At 62.2% G+C, this 25,637-nt stretch carries 29 protein-coding genes and 1 pseudogene; 11 read left to right on the forward strand and 19 right to left on the reverse strand.

Annotated elements, in window-relative coordinates:
• The first annotated feature begins 23 nt into the window (after nt 1–23).
• Nucleotides 24–335, forward strand: a complete 312-nt coding sequence (locus V1277_RS02930; protein WP_334414939.1) for a hypothetical protein — start codon at nt 24–26, stop codon at nt 333–335.
• Between the two features lie 47 nt (nt 336–382).
• On the opposite strand, the gene V1277_RS02935 is transcribed toward V1277_RS02930, so the two are convergent.
• From V1277_RS02935 to purC, 4 genes are read right to left on the reverse strand one after another with little or no spacing between them, the layout of a single operon-like run.
• Nucleotides 383–1,336, reverse strand: coding sequence for a tripartite tricarboxylate transporter substrate-binding protein (locus V1277_RS02935; RefSeq protein WP_334414940.1), 954 nt, complete (start codon nt 1,334–1,336; stop codon nt 383–385).
• An 8-nt stretch (nt 1,337–1,344) separates the two neighbouring features.
• Nucleotides 1,345–2,046 carry a phosphoribosylformylglycinamidine synthase subunit PurQ gene (gene purQ, locus V1277_RS02940; RefSeq protein WP_334414941.1) on the reverse strand — a complete coding sequence of 234 codons (702 nt, stop codon included), beginning with the start codon at nt 2,044–2,046 and terminating at the stop codon, nt 1,345–1,347.
• Nucleotides 2,047–2,056: 10 nt separating this feature from the next.
• On the reverse strand, nt 2,057–2,296 hold the full coding sequence (gene purS, locus V1277_RS02945) for a phosphoribosylformylglycinamidine synthase subunit PurS (RefSeq protein ID WP_028349990.1): 240 nt from the start codon (nt 2,294–2,296) through the stop codon (nt 2,057–2,059).
• 20 nt (nt 2,297–2,316) lie between these two features.
• The gene (gene purC / locus V1277_RS02950) at nt 2,317–3,084 is read right to left on the reverse strand and encodes a phosphoribosylaminoimidazolesuccinocarboxamide synthase (protein ID WP_008974302.1); all 768 of its coding nucleotides are present in this window, start codon (nt 3,082–3,084) and stop codon (nt 2,317–2,319) included.
• Nucleotides 3,085–3,419: 335 nt separating this feature from the next.
• Here purC and V1277_RS02955 point away from each other — a divergent pair, with 335 nt between their 5' ends.
• Nucleotides 3,420–3,743 (forward strand): DUF1476 domain-containing protein, encoded by a 324-nt coding sequence (locus V1277_RS02955; RefSeq protein ID WP_028349991.1) that lies wholly within the window; start codon nt 3,420–3,422, stop codon nt 3,741–3,743.
• A gap of 184 nt (nt 3,744–3,927) precedes the next feature.
• On the opposite strand, the gene V1277_RS02960 is transcribed toward V1277_RS02955, so the two are convergent.
• Entirely contained in the window at nt 3,928–4,773 is an 846-nt protein-coding gene (locus tag V1277_RS02960; protein WP_334414942.1) for a LysR family transcriptional regulator, read from the reverse strand.
• A gap of 119 nt (nt 4,774–4,892) precedes the next feature.
• On the opposite strand from V1277_RS02960, the gene V1277_RS02965 reads away from it, so the two are divergent.
• Complete coding sequence (locus V1277_RS02965; RefSeq protein ID WP_334414943.1) at nt 4,893–5,705, forward strand: isocitrate lyase/PEP mutase family protein; 813 nt, start codon at nt 4,893–4,895, stop codon at nt 5,703–5,705.
• A gap of 119 nt (nt 5,706–5,824) precedes the next feature.
• On the opposite strand, the gene cynS is transcribed toward V1277_RS02965, so the two are convergent.
• The 4 genes from cynS to V1277_RS02985 all read right to left on the reverse strand — a co-directional run bounded on the left by cynS (nt 5,825) and on the right by V1277_RS02985 (nt 9,697).
• On the reverse strand, nt 5,825–6,313 hold the full coding sequence (gene cynS, locus V1277_RS02970) for a cyanase (protein ID WP_334414944.1): 489 nt from the start codon (nt 6,311–6,313) through the stop codon (nt 5,825–5,827).
• A 63-nt stretch (nt 6,314–6,376) separates the two neighbouring features.
• On the reverse strand, nt 6,377–7,303 hold the full coding sequence (locus V1277_RS02975; protein ID WP_334414945.1) for an ABC transporter ATP-binding protein: 927 nt from the start codon (nt 7,301–7,303) through the stop codon (nt 6,377–6,379).
• A gap of 5 nt (nt 7,304–7,308) precedes the next feature.
• Nucleotides 7,309–8,148 carry a nitrate ABC transporter permease gene (gene ntrB, locus V1277_RS02980; RefSeq protein ID WP_334414946.1) on the reverse strand — a complete coding sequence of 280 codons (840 nt, stop codon included), beginning with the start codon at nt 8,146–8,148 and terminating at the stop codon, nt 7,309–7,311.
• 166 nt (nt 8,149–8,314) lie between these two features.
• Nucleotides 8,315–9,697, reverse strand: a complete 1,383-nt coding sequence (locus V1277_RS02985) for a CmpA/NrtA family ABC transporter substrate-binding protein (RefSeq protein WP_334414947.1) — start codon at nt 9,695–9,697, stop codon at nt 8,315–8,317.
• A 168-nt stretch (nt 9,698–9,865) separates the two neighbouring features.
• Here V1277_RS02985 and V1277_RS02990 point away from each other — a divergent pair, with 168 nt between their 5' ends.
• Nucleotides 9,866–11,788, forward strand: a complete 1,923-nt coding sequence (locus V1277_RS02990; protein ID WP_334414948.1) for a sigma 54-interacting transcriptional regulator — start codon at nt 9,866–9,868, stop codon at nt 11,786–11,788.
• A gap of 267 nt (nt 11,789–12,055) precedes the next feature.
• Nucleotides 12,056–12,784 carry a hypothetical protein gene (locus V1277_RS02995; RefSeq protein WP_334414949.1) on the forward strand — a complete coding sequence of 243 codons (729 nt, stop codon included), beginning with the start codon at nt 12,056–12,058 and terminating at the stop codon, nt 12,782–12,784.
• A 116-nt stretch (nt 12,785–12,900) separates the two neighbouring features.
• Here the strand turns inward: V1277_RS02995 and V1277_RS03000 are convergent, their stop codons facing one another.
• The 4 genes from V1277_RS03000 to V1277_RS03015 form a co-directional block, all read right to left on the reverse strand.
• Nucleotides 12,901–13,512, reverse strand: coding sequence for a hypothetical protein (locus tag V1277_RS03000; RefSeq protein ID WP_334414950.1), 612 nt, complete (start codon nt 13,510–13,512; stop codon nt 12,901–12,903).
• 135 nt (nt 13,513–13,647) lie between these two features.
• The gene (locus V1277_RS03005; RefSeq protein ID WP_334414951.1) at nt 13,648–14,526 is read right to left on the reverse strand and encodes a sulfurtransferase; all 879 of its coding nucleotides are present in this window, start codon (nt 14,524–14,526) and stop codon (nt 13,648–13,650) included.
• Between the two features lie 50 nt (nt 14,527–14,576).
• Nucleotides 14,577–15,701: an acyl-CoA dehydrogenase family protein gene (locus tag V1277_RS03010; RefSeq protein ID WP_334414952.1), complete on the reverse strand. Its 1,125-nt coding sequence runs from the start codon at nt 15,699–15,701 to the stop codon at nt 14,577–14,579.
• Between the two features lie 36 nt (nt 15,702–15,737).
• Nucleotides 15,738–16,280: an OsmC family protein gene (locus tag V1277_RS03015; protein ID WP_334414953.1), complete on the reverse strand. Its 543-nt coding sequence runs from the start codon at nt 16,278–16,280 to the stop codon at nt 15,738–15,740.
• 226 nt (nt 16,281–16,506) lie between these two features.
• Between V1277_RS03015 and V1277_RS03020 the strand changes: the two genes are divergently transcribed.
• Nucleotides 16,507–17,166 carry a TetR/AcrR family transcriptional regulator gene (locus tag V1277_RS03020; protein ID WP_334414954.1) on the forward strand — a complete coding sequence of 220 codons (660 nt, stop codon included), beginning with the start codon at nt 16,507–16,509 and terminating at the stop codon, nt 17,164–17,166.
• 300 nt (nt 17,167–17,466) lie between these two features.
• Nucleotides 17,467–17,871 (forward strand): DUF1330 domain-containing protein, encoded by a 405-nt coding sequence (locus V1277_RS03025; protein WP_334414955.1) that lies wholly within the window; start codon nt 17,467–17,469, stop codon nt 17,869–17,871.
• Nucleotides 17,872–18,126: 255 nt separating this feature from the next.
• Here the strand turns inward: V1277_RS03025 and V1277_RS03030 are convergent, their stop codons facing one another.
• The 3 genes from V1277_RS03030 to V1277_RS03040 all read right to left on the reverse strand — a co-directional run bounded on the left by V1277_RS03030 (nt 18,127) and on the right by V1277_RS03040 (nt 21,008).
• On the reverse strand, nt 18,127–18,936 hold the full coding sequence (locus V1277_RS03030; RefSeq protein WP_334414956.1) for a DUF2182 domain-containing protein: 810 nt from the start codon (nt 18,934–18,936) through the stop codon (nt 18,127–18,129).
• A gap of 55 nt (nt 18,937–18,991) precedes the next feature.
• On the reverse strand, nt 18,992–19,624 hold the full coding sequence (locus V1277_RS03035; RefSeq protein ID WP_334414957.1) for a DUF1326 domain-containing protein: 633 nt from the start codon (nt 19,622–19,624) through the stop codon (nt 18,992–18,994).
• Nucleotides 19,625–19,796: 172 nt separating this feature from the next.
• A complete protein-coding gene (locus V1277_RS03040; RefSeq protein ID WP_334414958.1) occupies nt 19,797–21,008 on the reverse strand; it encodes a TrmJ/YjtD family RNA methyltransferase in 1,212 nt (403 codons plus the stop codon).
• Between the two features lie 228 nt (nt 21,009–21,236).
• On the opposite strand from V1277_RS03040, the gene V1277_RS03045 reads away from it, so the two are divergent.
• The 4 genes and pseudogenes from V1277_RS03045 to V1277_RS03060 all read left to right on the forward strand — a co-directional run bounded on the left by V1277_RS03045 (nt 21,237) and on the right by V1277_RS03060 (nt 23,916).
• Complete coding sequence (locus tag V1277_RS03045) at nt 21,237–21,593, forward strand: hypothetical protein (protein ID WP_334414959.1); 357 nt, start codon at nt 21,237–21,239, stop codon at nt 21,591–21,593.
• Nucleotides 21,594–21,633: 40 nt separating this feature from the next.
• Nucleotides 21,634–21,843, forward strand: coding sequence for a hypothetical protein (locus V1277_RS03050; protein WP_334414960.1), 210 nt, complete (start codon nt 21,634–21,636; stop codon nt 21,841–21,843).
• A gap of 188 nt (nt 21,844–22,031) precedes the next feature.
• Entirely contained in the window at nt 22,032–23,246 is a 1,215-nt protein-coding gene (locus tag V1277_RS03055) for an NADP-dependent isocitrate dehydrogenase (RefSeq protein WP_334414961.1), read from the forward strand.
• A gap of 201 nt (nt 23,247–23,447) precedes the next feature.
• Nucleotides 23,448–23,916 (forward strand): annotated as a pseudogene (locus tag V1277_RS03060) (DUF3455 domain-containing protein).
• Between the two features lie 68 nt (nt 23,917–23,984).
• Here V1277_RS03060 and V1277_RS03065 read toward each other — a convergent pair.
• The 3 genes from V1277_RS03065 to V1277_RS03075 form a co-directional block, all read right to left on the reverse strand.
• The gene (locus V1277_RS03065) at nt 23,985–24,659 is read right to left on the reverse strand and encodes a DUF2270 domain-containing protein (protein WP_334414962.1); all 675 of its coding nucleotides are present in this window, start codon (nt 24,657–24,659) and stop codon (nt 23,985–23,987) included.
• 183 nt (nt 24,660–24,842) lie between these two features.
• Nucleotides 24,843–25,166 (reverse strand): septal ring lytic transglycosylase RlpA family protein, encoded by a 324-nt coding sequence (locus V1277_RS03070; protein ID WP_334374301.1) that lies wholly within the window; start codon nt 25,164–25,166, stop codon nt 24,843–24,845.
• Between the two features lie 118 nt (nt 25,167–25,284).
• Complete coding sequence (locus V1277_RS03075; protein WP_334414963.1) at nt 25,285–25,617, reverse strand: hypothetical protein; 333 nt, start codon at nt 25,615–25,617, stop codon at nt 25,285–25,287.
• Nucleotides 25,618–25,637 lie beyond the last annotated feature (20 nt).

A 25,637-nucleotide genomic window follows, 5' to 3' on the forward strand; every position in this document is an offset into this window, starting at 1 on the left:
ACGCAGCAAGAAAAGGAACAATCATGAAACTCGCAACAATCGGATTGGTCATGGCGCTGGCATTCACGAACACTTTCGCCCTGGCGCAAGCCGGCGGCAGCGGCGCGGGCGGAAGTTCGGGCACGGGTGGCGCGGCGGCAGGATCCCCCACCGGCGGAACGACGGCCGGAAGTGGAACGGGCGGTAATTCCACCACCGGCATGAGCAACGATGCCGGCAGTACAGCAGCCGGCCGAAACAGTCCAGCGAACCCGTCAGGGAACACCCACATCAACCCATCACCGAGCGGTTCGACCCTGTCGCCGACAGGGCCGGGTTCGACCACCGGCCGATAACAAAAAGCCCCGCTCAGCGGGGCTTTTTTATCACATGGTCGCCGCTGCTATTTCTTCTCTTCCAGCAGCTTCCTGTATTTCTCGACGTCCCGCGTCACCAACTGGCCGAGCACTTCGCTCGCATGCTCGTTGGCGTCGGGCGCAACGGTGGAGAGATCGTGAAAACGCTTCTTCACCGCCTCGCTCTCGACGGCGGTCTTGGCGGCGGCGTTCAGCTTCGCGATGATCGCAGGCGGCGTGCCTTTTGGAGCGAACAGGCCGTTCCAGCCCTGCGCCTCGAATTCCGGAAGGCCGGCCTCGGAGGAAGTCGGCAGGCCCGGCAAGGTTGCAAGCCGCACCGTTGAGCCGACGACGAGGCCCCTTACCAGCTTGTCATCGATCGCCTGCGACACCGACGCGGCCGCGTCGCAGACGCCGTCGATCTGGCCGCCGATCGCATCCGTCAGCGCCGGCGCCGCGCCGCGATAACCGACCAGCGTCACGTCGATGCCGGCGGCCTGCACAAAGCTCTTGCAGATCAGAAAATTCGAGGAGCCGACGCCGGCATGACCGAGATTGACCTTGCCGGGATTTTTCTTCGCATAGGCGATGAAATCCTGCAGGTTCTTGGCGGGGAAATCCTTGCGCAACGCGACGATACCAAACGTCTTTGCAACGACCGCGATCGGCACAAAGGATTCCGGCGTGAACGGCAGTTTCGGATAGATCGTATAGGTCGCGGCGCTGGTGCCGGCATTGCCGATCGCGATGGTATAGCCGTCGGCTTCCGCCCGCGCGGCACGCGTCAGCGCGGTCGAGCCGCCGGCGCCCGCGACATTCTCGATCACGATCGGCTGCCCGAGCGACTTGGTCATCTCCTCGGCGACCACACGCGCGATCACGTCGGAGGTGCCGCCGGCCGCGAACGGCACGATCATGGTGATGGGACGCTTGGGATAATCCTGCGCGTGGGCTGCCACGGCGCATAGTAGCGCCACAACGACAATCGTCAGGCGCGACACCAGGAACCTCACGCGGCTTTTTGCAGATGCGCGGCAAGGCCCGCGAACAGGCCGCGGCCGTCGGTGCAGCCCATGATGTCTTCGACGTGGTTTTCCGGGTGCGGCATCATGCCGAGCACGTTGCCGCGCTCGTTGACGATGCCGGCGATCGACTGCGCGGCGCCGTTGATGTTGGACTCCTCGTCGACGATGCCCTCGGCGGAGCAATAGCGGTAGAGCACCCGCCCCTCGCCCTCGAGCCGCTTCACGGTCTCTTCATCGGCCTCGTAATTGCCTTCGCCATGCGCGACCGGCACGCGGATGACCTGGCCGGCATTGTAGCCACGCGTGAACGGAGTGTCGGAGCGCTCGACCCGCAGATGCACGTCCCTGCAGACGAATTTCAGCCGCGCATTGCGCATCAAGACGCCGGGCAGCAAGCCGGCTTCGCACAGGATCTGAAAACCGTTGCAGACGCCGAGCACGAGCCCACCATCGGCGGCATATTTGCGCACCGCGTCCATGACCGGCGCGCGCGCGGCAATGGCGCCGCAGCGCAGGTAATCGCCATAGGAAAACCCGCCGGGCACGACCACCAAATCGGTGCCCTTGGGCAGCGCGGTGTCGGCGTGCCAGACCATCGCCGCCTCCTCACCGGAGACGAGCTTGAGCGCGCGCGCCATGTCGCGTTCGCGGTTGATTCCGGGAAAGACGAGAACGGCTGATTTCATGAATGCGCGCCTAGAGCAGTTCGACCCTGTAATTCTCGATCACCGTATTCGCCAACAGCTTGTCGGCGGCATCCTTCAATGCCGCCTCTGCCTTGGCCTTGTCCGAGCCTGAGAGTTCGATGTCGAACACCTTGCCCTGGCGAACGCTGGCGACGCCATCGACGCCGAGCGATTTCAGCGCGCCTTCGATGGCCTTGCCCTGCGGATCGAGGATGCCGGACTTCAACGTAACGGTAACGCGTGCCTTCACGAGATTTGCCCCAGTTCTTCTCAGCTCTTTACCAGCACCGGACCCGAACCGGCCGGGCGCTCGTTCTCCATCAGAATGCCCAGACGTTTCGCCACCTCGGTATAGGCTTCAAGCAAGCCGCCGAGATCACGGCGGAAACGGTCCTTGTCGAGCTTCTCGTTCGACTTGATATCCCACAGCCGGCATGAGTCGGGCGAGATTTCGTCGGCGACGATGATCCGCATCATCTCGTTCTCGAACAGGCGGCCGCATTCCATCTTGAAATCGACCAGGCGGATGCCGATCCCCAGGAACAGTCCGGTGAGGAAGTCGTTGACGCGGATGGCGAGCGCCATGATGTCGTCGATTTCCTGCGGCGTCGCCCAGCCGAACGCGGTGATGTGCTCTTCCGACACCATGGGGTCGTTGAGCTGGTCGTTCTTGTAATAGAATTCGATGATCGAGCGCGGCAGTTGGGTGCCCTCCTCGATGCCGAGGCGCTGCGACAGCGAACCGGCCGCGACGTTCCGCACCACCACCTCCAGCGGCACGATCTCGACCTCGCGAATCAACTGCTCGCGCATATTGAGGCGGCGGATGAAATGGGTCGGCACCCCAATGTCGTTGAGGTGCTGAAACAGGTACTCCGAAATCCGGTTGTTGAGGACGCCCTTGCCCTCGATCACCTGGTGTTTCTTGGCATTGAACGCGGTCGCATCATCCTTGAAGTGCTGGATCAGGGTTCCCGGCTCCGGACCTTCATACAGGACCTTGGCCTTGCCTTCATAAATACGGCGTCGACGGCTCATTGGGATGTACCGTGTTTTGTTGAAATCCATGAAATTGGTGTGCTCCGGATGACAAGGGTTTGCGACCACGACGGAGCTGCCGTGAAGGCCAGGTCTTGAACCTAACGGCGTCCTGAACTTAAGCGACCGGAAACAGAACAAGAACCTAGCCTGATGGCAACCTATCCGATTGGCCCATCCAGCACAATCGACCCGGCCCGATTGGGCCCAACTTATCCCGATTGCCTGCGGCTTAACGGACCGTTGTTTTACCGATTCGCCCCCTCTATCTAGGTAGTCCATCGGGCCGCGACAACGCGGCCTTATTTACCGTTTGCGGGGATTGGAACCGAAGAATGACCACTTTCGACAAGCGCGAGGAAGGTTTTGAGAAGAAATTCGCCCTCGACGAGGAGCAGAAGTTCAAGGCTGAGGTACGCCGCAACAAGCTGCTCGGTCTTTGGGCAGCGGAAAAGCTCGGGCTGTCGGGCGATGCCGCCACCGCCTATTCCAAGGAAGTGGTCGCGGCCGATTTCGAGCAGGCCGGCGACAAGGACGTCCAGGACAAGGTGGTGAAGGATCTTACCGCCAAGGGCGTCGCCGTCACCGCGCAGGAAGTTCGCATCAAGATGGACGAACTGATCGCGGTTGCCGCCGCCCAGGTGAAGGCGGGGAACTGACACCTCACCGTCATTCCGGACGACGCGAAGCGGCGATCTCAGATGCGCAATTGCGCATCGGGGAATCTCGAGATTCCGGGTCTGGTCCTTCGGACCATCCCGGAATGACGGTGCTAACATCCGAACGCCTTCGTGCCGCGATATTCTCTGCGCACGATCTCCATCAATCGCCGCGCCGCCGCGCTCAGAAATCCGCCGCGGCGCGTATCGCGACGACGTCGTGGCTCGCCTTGAGATCGCGCACGGCGATTGTCGAAATCGTCTTGTGTCGCAGTTCCTCTGCAGCGTTGCTCTCCGATAACAGCGCAATGCCAAGGCCGGCTTCGACCAGGCGCTTCTGCGCGGTCAGGCTGTCGACTGGCGTCCAGTCGATTTCGCCGAGGCCGTGGGTCTGGAACAGCGCAAAGACATGCGCGGCCGTGATCTCGCGCCGTCCCGGTACGACCGGAAATGCGATCCAGCGCTCGCCGCGCAGATCGGCGAGCTTTGCGATCCGGCGGCCGGCGCGCGGATGATCGAGGGCGCATACGACCTGCAGCCGTTCGGAGAGCAGCAATTCGCAGTCGAGGTCGCGCGAAGGGTCGCGGTCATAACGCAGGCCGATGGTCACCTCGCCGCGGCGGACCATGTCGCTGACCTCCGCGCTGGTCGCCGTGCGCAAGGACAATTCGACCTCGGGATGCTCGGCAGCAAACCGCCTGAGAACCGCCGACAGCCGCCCGCCGGCAAGCGTGCCGACGACAGCGAGCGCGACCGGTCCCGAATCCGGCCGCGCCAGCGCGCGCACCGCATTCTCCGCATCCTGCGTCGCCGCCACCGCACGCTCGGCGTAAGGCACTAGCACCCGCCCCGCATCGCTGAGCATGGTGCGCCCCGCGATCCGCTCGAACAGCGGCACGCCGAGCTCCTGCTCCAGCAGCGCAATGCGCCGCGAAATCGCCGGCTGCGAGCGGTGCAGCGCTTTCGCGGCATTCGAAATGCCGCCGCGGCGATGAATGGTCAGGAAGGTGAGAAGCGCATCGCTGTCCATGTTTCGTCCATGCAAAAAGCTGATGATGCCTAGAGAAATAACAAATTTGGCTGATGGCAGATAGCCCGCTAGTTTCGCCGCCAACCAGACCCGACCAACAAACGAAGCGGAGATTGCCGATGCGAAGTCAGACGGAAAAAGCCGAGGCGTTTCGCGCGCTGCATGCGCGGCCCGGCGCGTTCATCATCCCCAATCCCTGGGACGCCGGCACCGCAAAGCTGCTCGCAGCGATGGGCTTTGAGGCGCTCGCGACCACGAGCCTGGGGCTTGCCAATACGCTCGGCAGCGCGACCGTGAGCTTGGACGCCATCCTCGAGAACTGCCGGGCGATTGCGGAAGCAACCGACCTTCCCGTCAACGCCGATCTGGAAAACTGCGGCGCCGATGATCCGAAGACCGCGGCGAAGACGATCGCACGCGCGGCTGAAGCAGGCTGCGTCGGCGGCTCGATCGAGGATTTTTCCGGCGATCCGGAGAAGCCGATCTACGATTTCTCGCTCGCGGTAGAGCGGGTGCAGGCGGCGGTCGAGGCGGCGCGCGCACTGCCCTTCCCGTTCACGCTGACCGCGCGGGCGGAGAATTTCCTGCACGGCCGCAAGGATCTCGACGACACCATCAAGCGTCTGCAGGCGTTCGAGGCCGTTGGCGCTGATGTCCTGTATTCCCCCGGCCTCTACGACATCGGCACGATCCGCGCCGTGGTGTCGTCGGTCGGCAAGCCGTTCAACCTGGTGATGGGATTTGCCGATCCGACGCTGACCGTCCCGCAACTCGCCGAGGCCGGCGTCAAGCGCATCAGCGTTGGCGGCGCGATGGCGCGCTACGCGCTGGCGGCGTTCTTGAAGTGCGCCCGCGAGATGAAGGAGCGCGGCGCGTTCACGTTTGTGCGCGAGATGGCGCCGATCGCAGAGGTGCGGGCGGCCTTCGGGTAATAGGTCTCTCCGCCGTCATTCCGGGATGGTCCGCAAGGACCAGACCCGGAATCTCGAGATTCCGGATCGCCGCTTCGCGTCGTCCGGAATGACGTTACCGCCGCGGGGCGGCGGTAACGTCACTCCTCCTTAAACCCATACTCCGGCACGTTCCCACTCGCGCCGTAATATTTGTACGGCAGGAATTTGCCGGACATCGTGATCTTGACCCGGTCGCCCTTGGGATGGGCGACGCGGTCGATCGCCATGTCGAAATCGATCGCCGACATGATGCCGTCGCCGAATTCCTCTTCGATCAGCGCCTTCCACGCCGGGCCGTTGACCATCACCATTTCGAAGAAGCGGTAGATCAAGGGATCGGTCGGCGGCATCGGCGTGCCGGTGCCGCGCATCGGCACCTCGTTGAGCATCGCTACTTCCGCTTTCGACAGCCCGAACAATTCGCCGGCATTGGCGGCTTGCGGCTTCGTCAGCTTCATCTGGCCCATGATGGCGCCGACGATCAGCACTTCCGAATAGCCGCCAATCTTTTCGCAGATGTGTTTCCAGCTCCAGCCCTTCTCGCGCTTGATGTCGAGCAGCTTTTCGGTGAGGTCTTCGCGCTTCATGCCTATCTCCTTGTGTACTCGTCATGCCCGGGCTTGTCCCGGGCATCCATGTTTTTGCTGTGTCTATGCAGACGTGGATGGCCGGGCCACGCTCGGCCACGACGCCTCAATCGAATCCTCCGCCTCGGCAGCCACTACCAGTTCCGGCTTGCCCGGCCGCACGACCGGCACGTTGCGCGGATCATGATCAGTCACGGTGGCAGCAAACGTCTTGCTGCGGCTGACCAGGAAATCGACGATGTGATTGCGCACCGCGTAATAGAGCGGATGGCGGTGCAGATCGATGCGGCCGCGATCCTTCGGCAGCGGATTTTCCACGATCTCGGCCAGCACGGCGCCCGGACCGTTGGTCATCAGAAAAATCTTGTCGGCGAGATAGATCGCCTCATCGACGTCATGGGTAATCATGAACGCCGTCTGCCCGGTCTCGAGGCAAATGCGCCGCACCTCGTCCTGCAGCGTACCGCGCGTCAGCGCGTCCAGCGCCGAGAATGGCTCGTCCATCAGCATGATCTTCGGCGTGATCGAAAGCGCCCGTGCAATGCCGACGCGCTGCTTCATGCCGCCCGACAGTTCCGACGGCCGCTTGTGCTCGGACCCGGTTAGCCCGACCAGATCGATGAACTTCTGCGCATGCGCCTTCACCTTGGCGCGATCCCAGTTGCGCCATTTCGAGGTCACGGCATAGGCGACGTTGCCGAGCACCGTGCGCCATGGCAAGAGCGCATGGCTCTGGAAGATCACGGCGCGATCAAGACTCGTGCCTTCAATGGCCTGCCCGTCGACAATGACGGCGCCCTCGCTCGGTTGGTCAAGCCCCGCCAGGATGTTCAACACCGTGGTCTTGCCGCAGCCGGAATGGCCGATCACGCAGCCGAATTCGCCGCGCTTCATCGACAGCCAGAGATCCTCGAAAATCGTGGTCTCACCGCCACCCGCGCCCGGATAACGCCGCGCGATGCCCTCGATGGAAATGAATTTGTCGGTCATCTCCATCACTCCGGGAACGTGACCATGCGCGTGAACCGCGCCAGGATCTGGTCGAGCAGCATGCCGACGATGCCGATCATGAGGATGGCGATGATGACGTTGGTGATCGAGAGGTTGTTCCACTCGTTCCAGACGAAGTAGCCAATGCCGGTGCCGCCCACCAGCATCTCGGCCGCGACGATCACGAGCCAGGCGATGCCGATCGAAATCCGCATGCCGGTGAGGATCGTCGGTGCCGCCGCGGGCAGGATCACCGTGAAGGCACGCCTGACAGTGCCGACTTCCAGCGTGCGCGCGACGTTGATCCATTCCTTGCGTACTGCGGCGACGCCGAACGCGGTGTTCAAGAGCATCGGCCACACCGAGCAGATGAAGATGACGAAGATCGCCGAGATCGAAGAATCCTTGATGGTGTAGAGTGCAAGCGGCATCCAGGCCAGCGGCGAAATCGGCTTCAGCACCTGGATGAAGGGATCTAGCGCCTTGCTGATCAGCGGCGACATGCCGATCAGGAAGCCGAGCGGAATGGCCACGATGACAGCGAGAAAATAGCCGAGGCCGACGCGGGCGATGGAGTAGCCGAGCTGGATGCCGAGGCCCTTGTCGTTCGGACCATTGTCGTAGAACGGTTGCCTGAGGTGCTCCCACAATTTCGCGCCGATATCGAGCGGCCCCGGCATCGCCGATTTGCCTTGGGTGGCCGTCAGCCCCATCAGCTTGGCGTATTCCGGCGACATGTTGCCGACCGCGCCCGTCGAGCGGGTGGCGAGATGCCAGATGCCGAGGAACGCCGCGAATAGCACGATCGAAACCACGGCCGCGCGAAAACGAAGGGATGAGGTCATGACGACAAGCTCCGTGTCCCGGGCGCGGTGCAGCACGAAGCGCAGCGAAGTGATGCGCCGCAGAACCGGGACCCACCGCGCGTGAGGCGGTCCCGGCTCAGCAACGCACCGCTCCGCACGCTGTGCTGCGCGCTGCATTGCGTCCGGGACACGAGAGCATCGCTCATCACGACGCCTTCCTGATCTTGAAGCTGGCGAGATAGTCCTCGGGCTTCGCAGGATCGAACGTCTTGCCCATCACCGAAAAACTCTTGGTGGTGGCGGCGGGCGGCGTCAGTCCTGCTTCCTTCATCAGCTTGGCGGCGTCGGTGGCGAGATAGACCTGTGCGGCGATGCCGGCATAGTCGATGTCGCCCTTGATCTGGCCCCAGCGCTTCATCTGGGTCATGATCCACACCGCAAACGACTGCCACGGGAACGGATCGAAATCGACGCGGTTCGGCTGCTGGACGATGTTGCCGAGCCCGTCGGCGAAGGTGCCGGTCAAGATCTGCTCCAGCACGATCGTCGGCTGGTTGAGATAGTTCGCCGGCGCGATTGCCGCCGCGATCTCCTTGCGGTTCTCCGCCTTGTGCGCGTACGCGGTGGCTTCAATGATCGATTTGAGCAAGGCGCCATAGGTGTTCGGCATCGTGGTGACGAATTCCTTCGACGCGGCGAAGGCGCAGCACGGGTGCCCTTCCCAGATATCCTTGGTCAGGATGTGGATGAAGCCGGCGCCGTCAAACACCGCGCGCTGGTTCATCGGGTCGGGCCCGAGAAAGCCGTCGATGTTGTCGGCGCGCAGATTGGCGACCATTTCCGGCGGCGGCACCGCGCGGATCTGCACGTCGGTATCGGGATCGATGCCGTGCTCGGCGAGGTAATAGCGCAGCAGGTAATTGTGCATCGAATAGTCGAAGGGTACGGCGAACTTGAAGCCCTTCCAGTCCTTCGGATTGCGCTTGTCCTTGTGCTTGATCGACAGCGTGATCGCCTGGCCGTTGATGTTTTCCACGGCCGGCATGGTGTAGGGAATCGGATTGGAGCCGGCGCCCATGGTGATGGCGAGCGGCATCGGCGACAGCATGTGCGCGGCGTCGTATTCCTTGTTGATGGTCTTGTCGCGGATGACGGCCCAGCCGGCGGTCTTGATCACTTCGACGTTCAGGCCATTCTTGGCATAGAACCCCATCGGCGCGGCCATGATGATCGGCGTGGCGCAGGTGATCGGGATGAAGCCGACCTTAAGGTCCTTCTTTTCCAGCGGCCCGCCTTGCGCGAACGCTTCCGTCGCCGTCTTGAGCGGGAAGAATTGCGATAATGCCGCCGCTGCGGTTGCCGCGCCCACCGACTTCAAAAACGCGCGTCGCGCGACGTCCTGCGGAAACATCGCGCGCATTACGGCGGAGGCGACTACGCCTTCGTAGCGCTTCTGCTCGCTGTCGATGGCGGCCTGGATCTGCAGTTGGGCGGCCTGGTGCTCGGCTTCGCCGACATGCTGGCCGCAGCTACAGCCACCGGCATGAAGACGGCGGTTGGGATCGAATGGATTGTCGAAGGTAGACATCAGCCCTCCTGCGCGACGTTGCACCCTAATTAAGCAAGGCACATGCCAGCCCCGGTTCTGCGGCGATGGCTCTGAGATCACAGGGTTTCTACTGACGTTGGCGGCTACGAAAATTCGTGATACACGAAATGTCGTAGCTGAATTACGAGATTTCGGAGTAGCGTTCGGATGGATCTGGCCCTCGGCTCAACCGCCTCACTAGAGGATGTCGAACTGCGCACCGCCGCGTTCGAATTCGCAATCGAGCCCGCGCTACTGCTCGATCCCCATGCCGACCAAATCCTCGACGCCAATCCGGCGGCCTGCACCCTGCTCGGCTATGACCGCGCCTTGCTGCGCCAGACCAAGGCCAGCACGCTGCATGCAGGACAATTGCCTGTTCTGATCGTGTTCACGCAGGCCGTGCTCGACAAGGGCGCATACTGGACCAACGCGCTCACCCCGCGCCACGCGACGGGGCAAAGCCTGCGCCTGGAATATGCCGGCTCACTCGTGCCGAGTGACGGCCGCTCGCTGGTGCTGCTCACCATGAGCGATCTCGACGCACGGCGCCGACGCTATGTCGACGCGGCGGCCGAAGACCACATGCGCGGCGGGATCGCGACCTGGCAGCGGGTCGAACGGGTGTTCCAGGATATCGAGCGCGAGAACCAGTTGATCCTGCGCGCCGCCGGCGAAGGCATTTATGGCGTCAACGCCGAGGGCAAGACCACCTTCGTCAATCCGGCCGCCGAGCGCATGCTGGGCTGGGGCGCGGAAGAACTGGTCGGCAAGGCAATCCACCCGATCGTGCATCACACCCATCATGACGGGCGGCACTATCCCGATCACGACTGCCCGATTTACGCGGCGTTTCGCGACGGCGCCGTGCACCAGGTCGAAGGCGAAGTGTTCTGGCGCAAGGACGGCACGCCGGTCTGGGTCGAATATACCTCGACGCCGATCCGCGACCGCGGCGTGGTGGTCGGCGCGGTCATCGTGTTTCGCGACGTCAGCCAGCGCCGCGAGGCCGACGAGAAGCTGCATGCAGCGCTTGCCGAAGTCGATCGCTTGCGCGAGCGGCTCGAGCTGGAAAACGCCTATTTGCAGGAAGAAATCCGCATCGAGACCAATCCGCGCGGCATCATCGGCCAGAGCGAGGCGATCCAGAAGACGCTGCGCCAGGTCAAGCTGGTGGCGCCGACCACCGCCGCCGTGATGATCACGGGTGAATCCGGCACCGGCAAGGAATTGATCGCGCGCGCCATTCATGAAGCGAGCAGCCGCCGCGACCGGCCGCTGATCCGCGTCAACTGCGCGGCGATCCCGCGCGAACTCTTTGAGAGCGAGTTCTTCGGCCATATCAGAGGCGCCTTCACCGGTGCGATGCGCGACCGCATCGGACGGTTCGAGCTCGCCGACGGCGGCACGCTGTTTCTCGACGAGGTTGGCGAAATTCCGCTGGAGCTGCAGGGCAAGCTGCTCCGCGTGCTGCAGGAGGGTAATTTCGAACGCGTCGGCGAAGAGCGCACCCGCGCGGTCGACGTGCGCGTGATCGCCGCCACCAACCGCGATCTCAAGCAGGAAGTGCAACGCGGCCGGTTTCGCGAGGACCTCTATTTCCGCCTCAACGTCTTTCCGGTGGAATCGGTACCGCTGCGCGAGCGGCGCGAGGACATCCCGCTGCTGGCGCAGCATTTTTTGACGCGCGAGAGCAAGGCGCTGAAATCCGAGCTGCGGTTGTCGGAAGGCGACGCAAGGCGGCTTGCGCGCTACGACTGGCCCGGCAATGTGCGCGAGCTCCAGAACGTGATCGAGCGCGCGGCGATCCTCGCCCAGAACGGCCGCCTGCGCATCGACCTGCCTGATGTATCAGGCGCGCCGCCCTCCCCCGGCGCGGCGCGCGTGAAAGCAGATAGCCGCCCCGCGGTGATGACCTCATCGGAAATGCGCTCCCACGAACGCGCCAATATTCTCGCAGCACTTCAGGCCTGCTCCGGAAAAGTGTTCGGCCCCGGCGGCGCCGCCGAGATGCTCGACATCAAGCCGACCACGCTTGCCTCCCGCATCAAGGCGCTGGGGATTACGAATATGCGTGGGTTGGCTGGCTAATCAGGGCGTGTACTCATAAACGTCGGCTTCCCACGGCAAGGCGGAGGTTACCCGACTTAACCGTGATCAGCGGCTTGTGGACCCAAAGCCGAGCTATGCCGAGCTTCGCTTGATGGGCATTCACAGCGGATTGGGCGACCGAGGGCTTGCGAATTCAGGAACCGGCACGTTAGAGTTGCTAGTCTCAACGCCCAAGACTCGCTCGCATGCTCAGCTCAATCCGTTTTCAAGAGAATCGCACAACAGTGTCTGGCAGTGCGTTCGGGCTTGGCACTTTCCGCTTCATTGCTTGTCATTTTCCTTGCTCAAGCTGGAGAATGCCGTGCGCAGGACAGCACATCTCTCTCCAATGGACCCAACGGCCTTCAAAAGTGGATTGAGCGGGATTTGTACTTCTTTCGCGATCCTAGAGGTAATGCGAAGCTGTTCTTAAGGCGAGAACCGGTCAATGTCGGTCTCGTCGGTCTCACAGGCACGCTGAAGAATGAGGTGAGCGCACTTATAGAGGACCTATCGAAAGCGGCCGGGGTAGCCCACCAGCAAACATCGGCTAACGTAAATTTGGCGATTGTCGTGGATACCCCAATTAGTGTTGGAGACAAGCCGAACCCTGCGCTTTGGAAACGAGTTGGCTTGGATGACCAGATGTACAAGATTGTCTCGGAGGCGGGGCCTTGGGCGTCGGGGTGTGGCGTGTATTCGTTCGGCAATGCTCAAACGGGTCAAGTAGGGCTAAGCATCGTATTTGCAGATAGCAAGCTTGACGTTCAAACCATGACAGATTGTGTCATCGATGGAACCCTTCGTGCCTTTGGGGTCAGGTCAAATCGCAAGTTGATTCTACGCAGTGACGACGGCTATCTACAGTTCGTAGCCGTCGTCGGTGCGTTGCGAGAATGTGAGCGATCCTTAGGCGTAGATCGCATGGTTTCTTTAACTGAGGGCGAACAGAAGTCGAGATACGCCAAATGTGCCGCGGGCTTGGTCAAGCGATAAACCTACGTCCGCAGTTCGATTGTCCGCTTCTGGGCCCAAAGGCCACATGCATCAATGTTGGCTTGATAATCGCCTTCCGAGAGTAAAGCGGACCAGACTTGATTACCAGCACATGCCTAGTAGCGGCGGCCGCCGACGGCGAACGACGAGGCGCCGGGCAGCGAGTTGAATTCGCTGTCGAGGCGGCCCGACTGCTGGACGTAGCCGACGCCGAGCGACAGGCTGAGATTCGACGTCGGCTGGAATTCGATGCCGGCATTCACGCTGGAGATCGGCAGCGTGCCGGATTTGGAATCGAACGGCGCGAACGGGCCGCCGATGCCGGTATCGTATTTCAACGTATCGAACCCGGCATAGAAGGTGACGGGCAAGCCGCTGTTCTTCAGGCTGTAGCCGACCTGCATGCCTTCACTATAGATCGAGCCGAAATTGCCGAACGCACTCTGGCTGATGCCGCTGAGGCCCATGCTGCTGCGCTGGCTGCCGACAAAAAAGCCGTTCGAAAAATTGTAGCGCGCATAGGACGAGCCGTTGCCGGCGTCGCGGAAGTCGAAGCTCGGAAAGTTGCCGTATGCGTCCGGGCTCTCGCCCGCATCCCCGCTGAAGCCCATCGGCCAGCCCGGGATCCAGTAATTCACCGGCGAGGCCTGGGCGTGAGCGGCGCGAGCGCCAAGGCACAGCGTCGCCGCGACCAATACGAGACCGAATTTGCGTGAAGACATCGACATCCGCGACCACCCGACTGCGCCGCGATTATACGCAGCGGAGATCGGGAACGCCAGAGCGGCGCGATGGCGCGGTTCCGCCTGTTGGCGATGTTGCAGCCCGATCCGGTCGAATCAGGCTGCAAACATCAAGCGTCCTCACGCCGCCTTGGTGGTGAGCTTGGCCTCCATCGGCAGCCCCTCCTCGATCGGCAGCGCGGGATCGCGCGACCATTCGTTCCAGGAGCCGAAATACATCCGCACATCCTTCACGCCGGCGTTCTTCAAGGCGAGGAAGGTGTTCGAGGCGCGCGCGCCTTTGAAGCAGTAGAGATAGACCGGCGTATTCTGTGTGATGCCGACGGTGGCGCATTCCGCCAAAATCTCGTTCTTGGACTTGAAGCGCGGCCCTTCCGCGGTCGGCTTCATCATACGGTACCACTCAAGCCAGACGGCGCCGGGGATGCGTCCCTTGCGCGGACAGAAATCCTTCCCGTAAGGTGAAGAGCTTTCGCCGATCCACTCGTCGATGTCGCGCACATCGAGCAAGGCGATACCGGGCTTGCCGACGGCGGCCAGCATGGTCTTGGCATCGATCAGGATGTCGCCCGCTTCAGGCAGAACCGAGAACGACGCCTTCACCGGCGACGGCACGTCCTGGGTCACCGGCAGGCCCGCCGCCGCCCAGGCATCGTAACCGCCATGCAGCACCTTGACCTTGGGATAGCCGAGCATGGTCAGCAGATAGTAGCCGCGGCAGGACTGCCCGAAGCCGGAATTCATCGACTGCTCGTAGATGACGGCGGTCTCCTTGCCCGAAAGCCCGGCGGCGCCGAACGCGTCGGCGAATTTCGTCTTCAGTTCGTGAATACCTTCCGGCGTCGAGGTCGCGAGATAGGTGAAGATTTCATGGACGTTGACGGCGTTCGGGAGATGCCCCACGCCGTAAGCCTCGGGATTGCGAGTGTCGATGACGACACACGGCTCTTGCTTGAGGAATTCCGCGAGTTCGCCGGCAGTAATCAGAACGTCCGTCATGGCAGGCCTCTCCTGTTCGTGGTTGCTGGTTGGGGTCGATCGGAAATCCCTTAGTGCTCGTCGCCGGCCAGCATCTTGCGAAGCTGCTTGGTGGCGGGGGTGACGATGGCGACGAAATAGGCCTCGCGCAGCCGGCGCTGGGCGCGGTGGCTCTTCAAATAACCGCGCGCGCCGCAATGAAGCATCGCCGCATGCGCAGCCGCGACGCTGGCGTCGCCGAGCCGGAGCCGCAGCGCAATGACGCGGCGCCAGTAGCTATCGTCGGAATTGTAGGGGTCGCGCGCCAGCGCCATCGTCTCCTTCTCGAACTCGGCATGGAGTTCGCGGAATTGAGTAGGCTGTTGCGGCAAATAGCGGTTGATATGGCTCAAGGGCGCCTCGACCTCGTCCATGATCTGGATGCAGTCCCTGATCAGGCCGAGCGCCATGCCGGCCTGCAGCAGGATGAAACCGGCACGGATTTTCTTCACGAACGGTCCCGCCGGTTCGGCAAGGATCAGCTCATCCGGCACGAAGACGTCCCGAAACTGCACGGCATAGGTGCCGGTGCCATCCATCGCGAGAAATGGTTTGCATGGCTGCAGCGTGATCGCGGGATCGGAGCAATCGGCAAGGAACATGACGATACCGCCGCCCTCGTCCTCGCGCTCGAAGATGGTGCCGAAGAAATGATCGGGACCGAGGTTCGACACCCAGGGCAGCGCGCCGCGCACGACGTAACCGCCCTCGACCTTGCGTCCCCTGAGTTTGAGTTTCTCGATTCCGAAAAAACTCTTCATCGGGTTGGAGAGCCCGGTGCCGCCGAGCATCTCGCCGCTGGCAAACTTGCCGGCGAATTTGGCAACGAGTTTTGGATTGTTCGAATTGGAGGCGTACCAGACCAACGTGTTCTGGCACCACGCCATGAAGGCGGTGGCGCCGCAGACCTCTCCAAGTGCCGCGATCGATTGAATGGCACAGCGCAGGTCCGCCATGCCATCCGCAGGCTGGTGACTGCCCCACGCGCCGACGTCCCCGAGCCGCCGCAGCAACGCATCCGGATAGACGGTGCCCTCGTCGATGGCCGCGGCCTGGGGTGCGAGTTCTCTACGCGCAATCGCCGCGACCTGATCGACAATCGATGCCGCGGGGAGATCTTCGGCAACTGCGAGCCGCGATACCGCCACTGAACCCATGAGAACCTCCGCACCCCACTGGCTTGTTGCGACTGCTTATGCGCTGACTTCGAGATTGACCGGCCGCGTAAAAGTGTTGGCGACCGGCGACCATTTCTTGACGTGGGCGACCAGCGCATCGATCTCGCTCTTCGGAATGCCCTCGCATTCCATGTCGACCTTGACGCGGACGTCGGTGAAGCCGACCGGCTTTTCGCTGACGTCGCCGGTGCCCCACACCGCCGTGATATTGAGGTCGCCCTCCAGCTCGAGTTCGAGCTTGTTGACGGTCCAGCCGCGATGCACGGCGTTGGCGTGCAGGCCAACGGCAAGGCATGAGCCGAGCGCGGCCAGCGATGCCTCCGACGGGTTCGGCGCGGTGTCGTCGCCCAAAAGGCCCGGCGGTTCGTCGACGATGTAGGGCGCGAGGTTGCGGATGTAGTTGGCGTGACGGAACTTGCCCTCCGCCACCGTCTTGCACTTCAAGGTCTTGATGACCTTCGGATTAGCTTTGCCGTTGGCGATGAGCTGATCGAGCCCGTTTTTGTCGATCGGGGCCAGGCAGCCCGTGAGCACCGTTTTTTGAGCGAGCGCGGTCATCATTTCTCTCCCTTGGGTAGGATACCGAACGTTCTGTTTCCTGCATGAAGCGTGCCAGATCAGGCCGAAATCAAAAGCCGAACGTCTCTCGTCGCTTAGTGCGCCTGCCCGGAAATTGGTCAGCGCCGTGCTGCTCAGGCGCGAAGCAGTTGCCGCGTGCTTGCGATTATTTTCGGCGCAAAGATGCGGCTTGATGATTGTGCCGCGCTCCGATTAACTGCGGCGCATGGGCAAATCAGTTTCCAAGCGGAAAGCTGTCGCGGCATCGGCCGCAGGCGACGAGGAATCCGCGCGCGGCCGCCTGCTCAGCGCGGCGACGCATCTGTTCTGCAAGAACGGCATCAACGCCACCGGCATCGATGCGATCATCGACGAGGCCGGCACCGCCAAAACCACGCTCTACAAATTGTTCGGATCGAAGACCAAGCTCGTCAACGCCGTACTGGAAAGCGAAGGCAAGGCCTGGCGTGAATGGTTCATCGGCGCGATGGAAAATGGCGGCGGCGATGCGCAGGCGAAGCTGAAGCGGATTTTTCCGGCGCTGAAGCGCTGGTTCGCCGAGGAGCGTTTCTACGGCTGCCCCTTCATCAATGCGGTCGCCGAGCACGACAAGGACGCCAAGCAGTTCCGCAACATCGCGCTGCGCCACAAGAAGGTGGTGCTGGCGCACATCGAAAAGCTCGCCACTGAGATGGGCGCCGCCGAGCCGCAGGTGCTGGCCCATCAACTCGCGCTGTTAATAGACGGCGCCATCGTTGCCGCCATGGTCACGCGCGATCCCGCCGTCGCGGATACCGCGGGGCTTGCGGCGGCCAACCTGTTCGGGCCTTCCAATGTGAAGAGGACGAAGCGCGCCGGTAACCCTGCGGAGCTTGTCGCCGTCTGAGGCAGGCTAGGGCGCTACTCATAGTCCGCTCTTGGAGCTAAAGCAGATATGCGTTGGTCACGCCAGAATTGCGCCTTTGACCCTGAGCAGACCTAGGCCAGATTGAAATCCCGCACCGCAGCGGGCCCTTCTCCCTTTTACCCGCCAATGAAGTGGTCTAGGCTTCTCGGCGAGCTGCCTTGAAGCGGGAGGTGCCGAGTTCTTCGCAGGTAAACGGGCAGCGATAGTGCCGTTCGGCCGGCAAATTTCTGCGTGAGCCGGGCTTTTTTAGGGCTCAATCGAACAGCGCGGAGATCACTCATGAATACGAGATACAAGATGGGGCTGGCCATGGTGGCCGGCCTTGCACTCGGTGCCGCGGCGGTCCAGGGGCTGCACGCGCAAGCGAAGCCGCCCGTGTACTTCGTCGCGGAAGTCGACGTGATGGATCAGGAGGCCTATGGCAAGGAATATGCCCCGAAAGCGCAGGCCCTCATCAAGTCACACGGCGGTAAATTTCTTGCCATTGGAGGAATCGCTGGCGCAAACGCGAAACAAATAACTGGATTTGATGGCCAAACACCAAAGCGCGCCGTCGTCCAAGTCTGGGACAGCATGGAAAAACTCCAAGCCTGGCGCAATGATCCGGAGTACAAGAAGCTACGAGAGGTCGGCGACAAATACGCGAAATTCCGCTCCTTCGCCATCGAGGGCACGCCGCAATAGCGGACGCCCCATCACCGGAGTCGAGGGGCCGCCATGCATCGGCGGCCTCTTCGTCATTGGAGAACCCGGGACCGCAAAACGCGGGGCTTGATGTCCCACTGCACATTCAGCAACTCGCCGAGGTGGTGGATCGAGTGAGGATGCTGCTGTGCAGGGAGTTCCGTAGTTGGCACAAAGCAGACTGCTGAAGGCCAGCCTTGGCTGTCCGCTTACCGATGGTAAAGCGACATCGCCAAGTCCATTGACGTCTTGATTTTATGAGTACACGCCCCAGAGCGACGCGGGCGCCGTGACGATCAGACCGCGCGCCAGCACCACCCCGCCGGCCACAATCAGGCCCACGCCTGCCGCGCGGCTGAGCCACGGGCTGCGGGCGAGCAGCTTCTCGAAGGCGACATAGATCGCCACCGCCGCGATCCACACCACGTTCATCACGCCGGCAACGAACAGCAGCGCCATCAGGAACCAGCAACAGCCGACGCAGTAGCTGCCATGCCGAAAGCCCATGCGCAGCGCGCCCATGGCGCCCGGTTGCCAATAGCGGCTGAGGAAGAATACCGGATTCTGGCAGTAGCGCAGGCAGGCGCGCTTGATCGGCGTGAGCTGGTAGAGCCCGGCGGCAAGCAGGATGGTCCCGGCAAGCATGGCGCTGGTGCTCGCCATCATGCCGGACAGCAGCCCGGCCTGATCCAATGCCCACTGCACCGCGACCGCGACCAGGCTAAAGCCGGCCCATATCAGGAGATAGCCGGCGAGAAAAAGCCAGCTCGTGAAGACGGGATTTTCGGTCTCCTGCCTGCGCTTGATTGCCGTGAACAGCAGCACCATTGGCGCGGCGCTCGGCACCATCATCGCGATCATCATCACCCACCACATCGCAAACATCAGCGCGGCCTGCGAGGCCGACCATGGCTCGGGGTCCATCGGCATATCGGCCATGCTCATGTCGATGCCGGCGCCAGCGGCCAGATAGCCCCAGGCAAACGCGATCACTGAAGCCATGCTGAACGCCACGATCAGGCGATCGTGGCGCAAGGTCTGTTCAAGCGCAGAGGTCCCGGACATGGACTTAACCTCCGCCACGGAAACGGCCCGTCGAAGGGCCGCCTCCAATGCAGCGTCAGGCCGCGACGCCCTCCGGCGTCTGCACGACGTTTGCCAGCGAGCTGTGCGACCCCTTGGTGTCGAACGCAATCGCGCCGGTCGAGCGGATGTTGGCCGAGGCGATCTCGGCAGAGATATGTTCGAAGCCCTCGGGCATCACGACCTGAATGCGATGAGGCTCTCCCGTCACCGGATTCTTGATCGGCTCGACCTCGGTCTCCAGCACGCCCTTGGCCACCATGCGCGCAACGCGTCCATCCTTGTCGAATGAGAACTCGATGGGCACAAACAACGGGTCATGCATCTTGGTTACGATCAGGCTGAGGATCTGAAACAGCGTGCCTTCGGCGGAGTTCTGGCCCGACATGATCTTGAAAAGCGCTTCGCGTTGTTCGGGTGTGGCACGCTCGTCGATGATCGGCTGTAACTGGCCGTTGCCCTCATGCAGCGCCCCGGGGAAATGGACGGTAGCCGCGAAAACCAGGCCGTCGAGCTTAGTGCCCTCGAAATATCCCTTGGTGATCCTCATGCCGACCAGGCCCTTGCAATAGCCTTGGGTCGGCCGCGCGTTGAAATCGCACGGACAGCCAAACGCGCAATTGCAGTTCTTGATCCATTCGCCTTCGAGACGCCAGTCAGATGTAGCCATCGCACACCTCCCGTTGCGTTATCGATTGGACTGCAGCCGCTTGAACTTCTCCTTGGTCGGGCGCTGCAAGCTTACTCCGTTTGTGCCCCAAGGGACAGCGACCCGTAGGGTGGGCAAAGCGGAGCGTGCCCACCATTCAAGACAACGATGCCGACAAATGGTGGGCACGGCGCTAACGCGCCTTTGTCCACCCTACGGCTTTCTCAAGCCGCTCCAGCTCGGTCGCCAGATCCCGCTCGACATCGGCAACCCGCACCTCGATCACGCGGTAATCCCGTGCCTCCAGCCACGCCTTCCGCCCGGCGCGGTCGGCGACAATTGTTTCCGTCTCGTTCGGGTTGACCAGTTCGATCGCCAGGCGATGCACGAAGGAGACGAAGTCCGGAATGTGGCGCCCGACCGGGGTCTGGCGCTTGAACTGGCCGGCGAAGCGGCGGTCGCGCGTCAGCGCCTGCCAAAGGATGCGCTCGGCATCGGTCGGGTTGCGGCGAAGCAGCCGTGCCAGGCCGCGGACGGTAGAGCTGTCGCCAGGCACCGCCGGCCCCTGCCCGTGCTCGGCCAACAGCGCCCGCAGCCTTGTCGCCTGTTCGCCGTCGAGCACGCCGCCCTTGGCCGGTCCCTTGCGTCCCTCCGCGATCGCCATCACCACGCCGTGCAAAGTGTGCATGTCCTGCTTGGTCGGGTCCATCCGGGTAAAGATGTTGCGCAGGTTCACCAGCATGGTTTCGCGCTTCTCGCGTGGGCGGAGGAATTCGACCTTGTCGAGTTCCCGAACCAGATTGTCGAAGAAGGCCTGCATCTGGTGCTGCGAGGCCGGCTCGGAGCGTTCCGGCATCGCGAACGGCAGGGCGCCGCCGGTCGACAGTTTGAACCACTCGTAGCCGATCAGCAGCACCGCCTGCGCCAGATTGAGCGAGGCGAAGCCGGGGTTGACCGGAAAGGTGATGATCCGGTTGGCAAGCACCACCTCCTCGTTCTGCAGGCCGTACCGCTCGCGGCCGAACAGGATACCGGCCCCGCCGCCACTTCCGACATGAGCCACGATCTCGGCCGCCGCTTGCGCCGGCGCGACCACCGGCTTGGCCTGGTCATGCGCGCGGGCGGTGGTCGCGAACAGCAGTGTGAGATCGGCGACCGCCTGCTCTACCGTGTCGAACAACTGCGCCTGTTCCAAAATCTGGTCCGCGCCGGCAGCGGCCCGTTGCGCCGCGATGTTCGGCCAGCCGTCGCGCGGATTGACGATCCGCAGGCGCGACAGCGCAAAATTGCCCATCGCCCGCGCGGCCATGCCGATATTCTCGCCGAGCTGCGGCTCGACGAGGATCACAATGGGTCCGGCTAAGTCCAACCCAGACTTGGTTTTATCGGTGCCCGAACCGGACATTTTCGACTTCACTTTCTGATTCAGCTCCTGAAGGATCAGGAGGATTCGACAAACCTTCGCAGGCTGCCTTCGATTGCCTGACTGGGATAATTTCTCAAGCAAAATATGGGGTTAGTACCCCTGTTTGAACCTTGGTCAAACTTCAAGGCGCTGTCGCCTTGCAGTGAGGAACAATCGATGGGAACCCCATCGAAATGCGGACTAGAGGCCGGTTAGGATACGTGGTGGATGAGCTGGAATGAATCCGAGATCCTGAAAGCCCGGAATGCGATCTTTGACGCCGCGCAAGACATGTTGGCGGGAAGGCTTACGTACATCGAAGGTGCGCGAAAAATTGTTGCGGCCTGGTGGGCGTCAAAGCTTGATGAATGGGACGCAGATTTCCTGCCCTTCGTCGGCGTTGTTTCTGAAACCGAAGCTCTGCCATTTGGCGGGATGAGAGCGCACTGGCAAACAGCGGCCTTGGACGCCCTTCGGCCTGAGATCGACCGCATGGAGGCTTGGGCTCGACGGTGCGGCGAACCCCATTGCCGCAATCTTGTGGCGCGGTTTTCCAGCGGCCAGATTAAGATCGAGAAGTTCTAGCTGGCGGCCTTATCCCGCGATTGCACCCATCGCCGCCGCCTTGCGGGCGTTCCGCTTTCGGATCGTGCTGGTGGTGCTACAATGCGGCACGCTGTGGTTAACGGGAAAGCTGTTCAACCCGCTGCCTGATCCCGGCTTTGTGCCGCTGTCGACCATCGTCGCCATCCAGTTCGTGCCGCTGCTCGGCATCTGCGCCGTGATCGCGACCTTTACCTGGCGGCGAACCGGCTCCAGCCGCCGAGCGCCCTGATCTGCGGCCTGTTCATTACCTGGTACGTGGTGGCGGGGACGGCGACCCAGGCCGCAATCTAATCTAAAGGATGGGCTGAAAGTGCATAACGGCTTGGCTTTCGCCGGCCGGTTTGCAGTGCTATAGGCCGCCTATAATCACTCCACCCGCCCGAAACGCGCGGTTTTCCAAAGAAGGCCCCCTCCATCATGGCAAAAATCAAGGTGACCAACCCCGTCGTCGAACTCGATGGCGACGAGATGACCCGGATCATCTGGCAGTACATCAAGGACAAGCTGATCACCCCGTTCCTCGATGTCGAACTGCTCTATTTTGACCTCGGAATGGAGTACCGCGACCAGACCAACGACCAGGTCACGATCGATGCCGCCAATGCCATCAAGAAGGTCGGCGTCGGCGTCAAATGCGCCACCATCACCCCTGATGAAGCCCGAGTGAAGGAATTCGGCCTGAAGGAGATGTGGAAGTCGCCGAACGGCACCATCCGCAACATCCTGGGCGGCGTGATCTTCCGCGAGCCGATCATCTGCAAGAACGTGCCGCGCCTGGTTCCCGGCTGGAGCAAGCCGATCATCATCGGCCGTCACGCCTATGGCGACCAATACCGCGCCACCGACTTCAAGTTCCCGGGCAAGGGCACGCTGTCGATGAAATTCGTCGGCGAGGACGGCACCGTCATCGAGAAGGAAGTGTTCAAGACCCCGGGCGCCGGCGTCGCGATGGAAATGTACAATCTCGACGATTCCATCATCGATTTCGCCCGCGCCTCCTTCAACTACGGCCTGCTGCGCGGCTACCCGGTCTATCTCTCGACCAAGAACACGATTCTCAAGGTCTATGACGGCCGCTTCAAGGACATCTTCCAGGACATCTACGACCGCGAGTTCAAGAAGGAATTCGAGGCCAAGCGGCTCACCTACGAACACCGCCTGATCGACGACATGGTCGCCTCCGCCCTGAAGTGGTCCGGCGGCTACGTCTGGGCCTGCAAGAACTACGACGGCGACGTGCAGTCGGATACGGTCGCGCAGGGCTACGGCTCGCTCGGCCTGATGACCTCGGTGCTGCTGACGCCCGACGGCAAGACGGTGGAAGCCGAAGCCGCGCACGGCACGGTGACCCGGCACTACCGCGAGCATCAGAAGGGCAAGGAGACCTCGACCAATTCGATCGCGTCGATCTTCGCCTGGACCCGTGGCCTCGCCCACCGCGCCAAGCTCGACAACAACCCGCAGCTCGCAAAATTCGCCGACACGCTGGAAAAGGTCTGCGTTGCGACCGTCGAGGAAGGCTACATGACCAAGGACCTCGCGCTCCTGGTCGGCGCCGACCAGCGCTGGCTGTCGACGACTGGTTTCCTCGACAAGGTTGCGGCCAATCTCGAGAAGGCGATGGCGGCCTAAGCCGCCTTCGCGACTCCCCTACATCCGTACCGAGGGGCAGAGCGACGAAGCAATCCACGGCCCAAGCTTGGCGCGGTGGATTGCTCGGAGCCTGCCGTCGGGCGCGCATTCGCGTGGCCCGCCGCCTCGCAATAACAGAAAAATCAACGACGGAGCATCACCGTGTCGTTCTCCAAGAGCATCGCGCTCGCCGCCTTCCTACTGATCGGGTCGCTCGTCAATGCGACCGCCCAAAAATCGCTTCCCGAGGCTATTGCAGCTCCCGGTGAAATCGCCGTTCTCACGCTGCATGCCGAAGGCGCGCAGGTCTATGAATGCAAGACCGGCGCCGATGGCACACTGGGCTGGGTGTTTCGCGAGCCGATCGCGACGCTTTTCCTGGACGGCAAGACGGTCGGCCGGCATTATGCCGGACCGAACTGGGAATACAGCGACGGCAGCGCGGTGGTCGGCCAGGTCGTCGGCACCGCCCCCGGGCAAGTCGCAATGGACATTCCCTGGCTGAAACTCGCAGTAGCTTCCCGGCGCGGCAACGGGTGTTCTCAGTCCGGTGACGACCGTGCAACGAATCAACACGGTGGGTGGAAGGGTCAATGGCGCCTGCTACAAGGCAGGCGCCTATGAAAGCGTCCCCTACTCGGCGGACTACGTGTTCCTGCGCAAGGGCTAGGTATGCCGATGGAGTGACCGGTTGATGGAATGCGTCCCATTCCATCAATACCGCGGGCGGCAGGCGCGCTAACCCATCGCCACCTTATCGCCGCCGTGCTCGCGTTGGTCGAGCCACATCGTGCCGAGCGCAAACGCCAGCCAGCCGAAATTGTAGAGGCAGCCAATTATCAGAACGGCCCAGCCGGGAATCGGTCCGACTGCGGCGCGATCGACAAATTCAGCGAGGGTTGACGCGGGCGTCGGATGGATTGCGATCTTGCCGTAATAGGCAATCACCTGGACGGCGAGAATCCAGACGTAGTTGCGACGCAGCCGCCGCCCCGCCGCGCGGACAAACGAAATGTGATGGCGGGGCGCCGTGTAATCGCGCCCGAGCACCACTTGCCAGCTATCGTCGCGGGCTTCACCGGTGAATATCGGCGCGTAGAAATTCGTCTCCATCCATCGCGCTCGGGCGCGCCAGACATTGAAGTAGCGATAACGTCGCGCCTCCATGCCGAGAAACACGGCAATGAGCAGGCCAACGAGCAGCAATGGCAGCGGTGAAGCTTCCGGGCTCGAAAAGGTCGTCGACAAGGCGATGCCCATGGTGACGATCGCCCAGTTGGTCGTGTTGTCGAGCCGCGTTCTCCAGATCGTCGAACGGTAGACTTCGCCGCGGTAGAGATGAGCGATGGCGCCCATTTCAGCGGAATTGAAGGTGTGTTGGTGTTGGGTTTCGCTGGAAGCCGTAACAGACATGGCGGGACTCCGGTTGTCCGAACCGCAGATCACCGGCGCTGACCTGGAGAGTCCATGTCATACACCGACGAACCTATCCGGTATAACGACCTGGCAACTATGCGCGCGCTGACACCGAATTGCCAGTGAGCGACTGGAGAGCCTGCTGTCGCGAAGTTTCTCCTGGCGGCCGGATCATCCACCTCAGCGGAGAGAGACCGTCGTAGTCCCGGAGAAGCCAAGCACCCGGGCCGCGCCAGCGGAAAGGTCTATGCACCGTCCCTTCACGAACGGACCACGATCAGTTATCCGCACTGTAACGCTTCGCCCGCTGGAATGTGAGGTGACTGTGACATGGGAGCCGAATGGTCTGGCGCGATGCGCCGCAGTCATCGCATTTGGATTCATCCGCTCCCCCGATGCGGTTCGGCCACCGTTGTAGCCGTAGCGAGAAGCAATGCAGGTTTCGGCGAATACAGGCGCAGATAGACAGCTAAGCGCCAAGGCGGCGCATACCGGGCGGATCATCGTCAGCCTTCCAGGACCGAGGCTCAATTGGCCAACTGCCAACTTTTCGCGGGCCTCTGAGTTCCAGCAAGCGCGTCAGAATGACGAAAGCGGCGCAGCATCACTGCTGTTCGGCGCCCTACCTCGTGGCCCCAAGATACGTCGTCCATACGGCGCTGGCCAAGGTCTGTGATGTCTTGCGAGCGCACACTTTTTCGACTTCGGCAACGATCGATGACACGCTGATTCTCGGCTGTGACTGGCCACTGGCCGCCGCAACGTAATTAAGTCCCGTCCAGAAACCGTGAATCCAGACAGTCCCCTCCAACACGTGCTCTTCCTTGGATCGCCAGTGAGCGCAACTCATGCTTCCTGCGCCGATCATCTCGACCGAAACCTTGGCGTCCTGCGCTGTCGCCACGCAGACCGAAGCGCCAAAGATGATCGACGCAAAGAGCGATGGCTTTATCATCCACCGGATCATCCTGGCAC

Source organism: Bradyrhizobium sp. AZCC 1588, assembly GCF_036924735.1.
GTDB lineage: Bacteria > Pseudomonadota > Alphaproteobacteria > Rhizobiales > Xanthobacteraceae > Bradyrhizobium.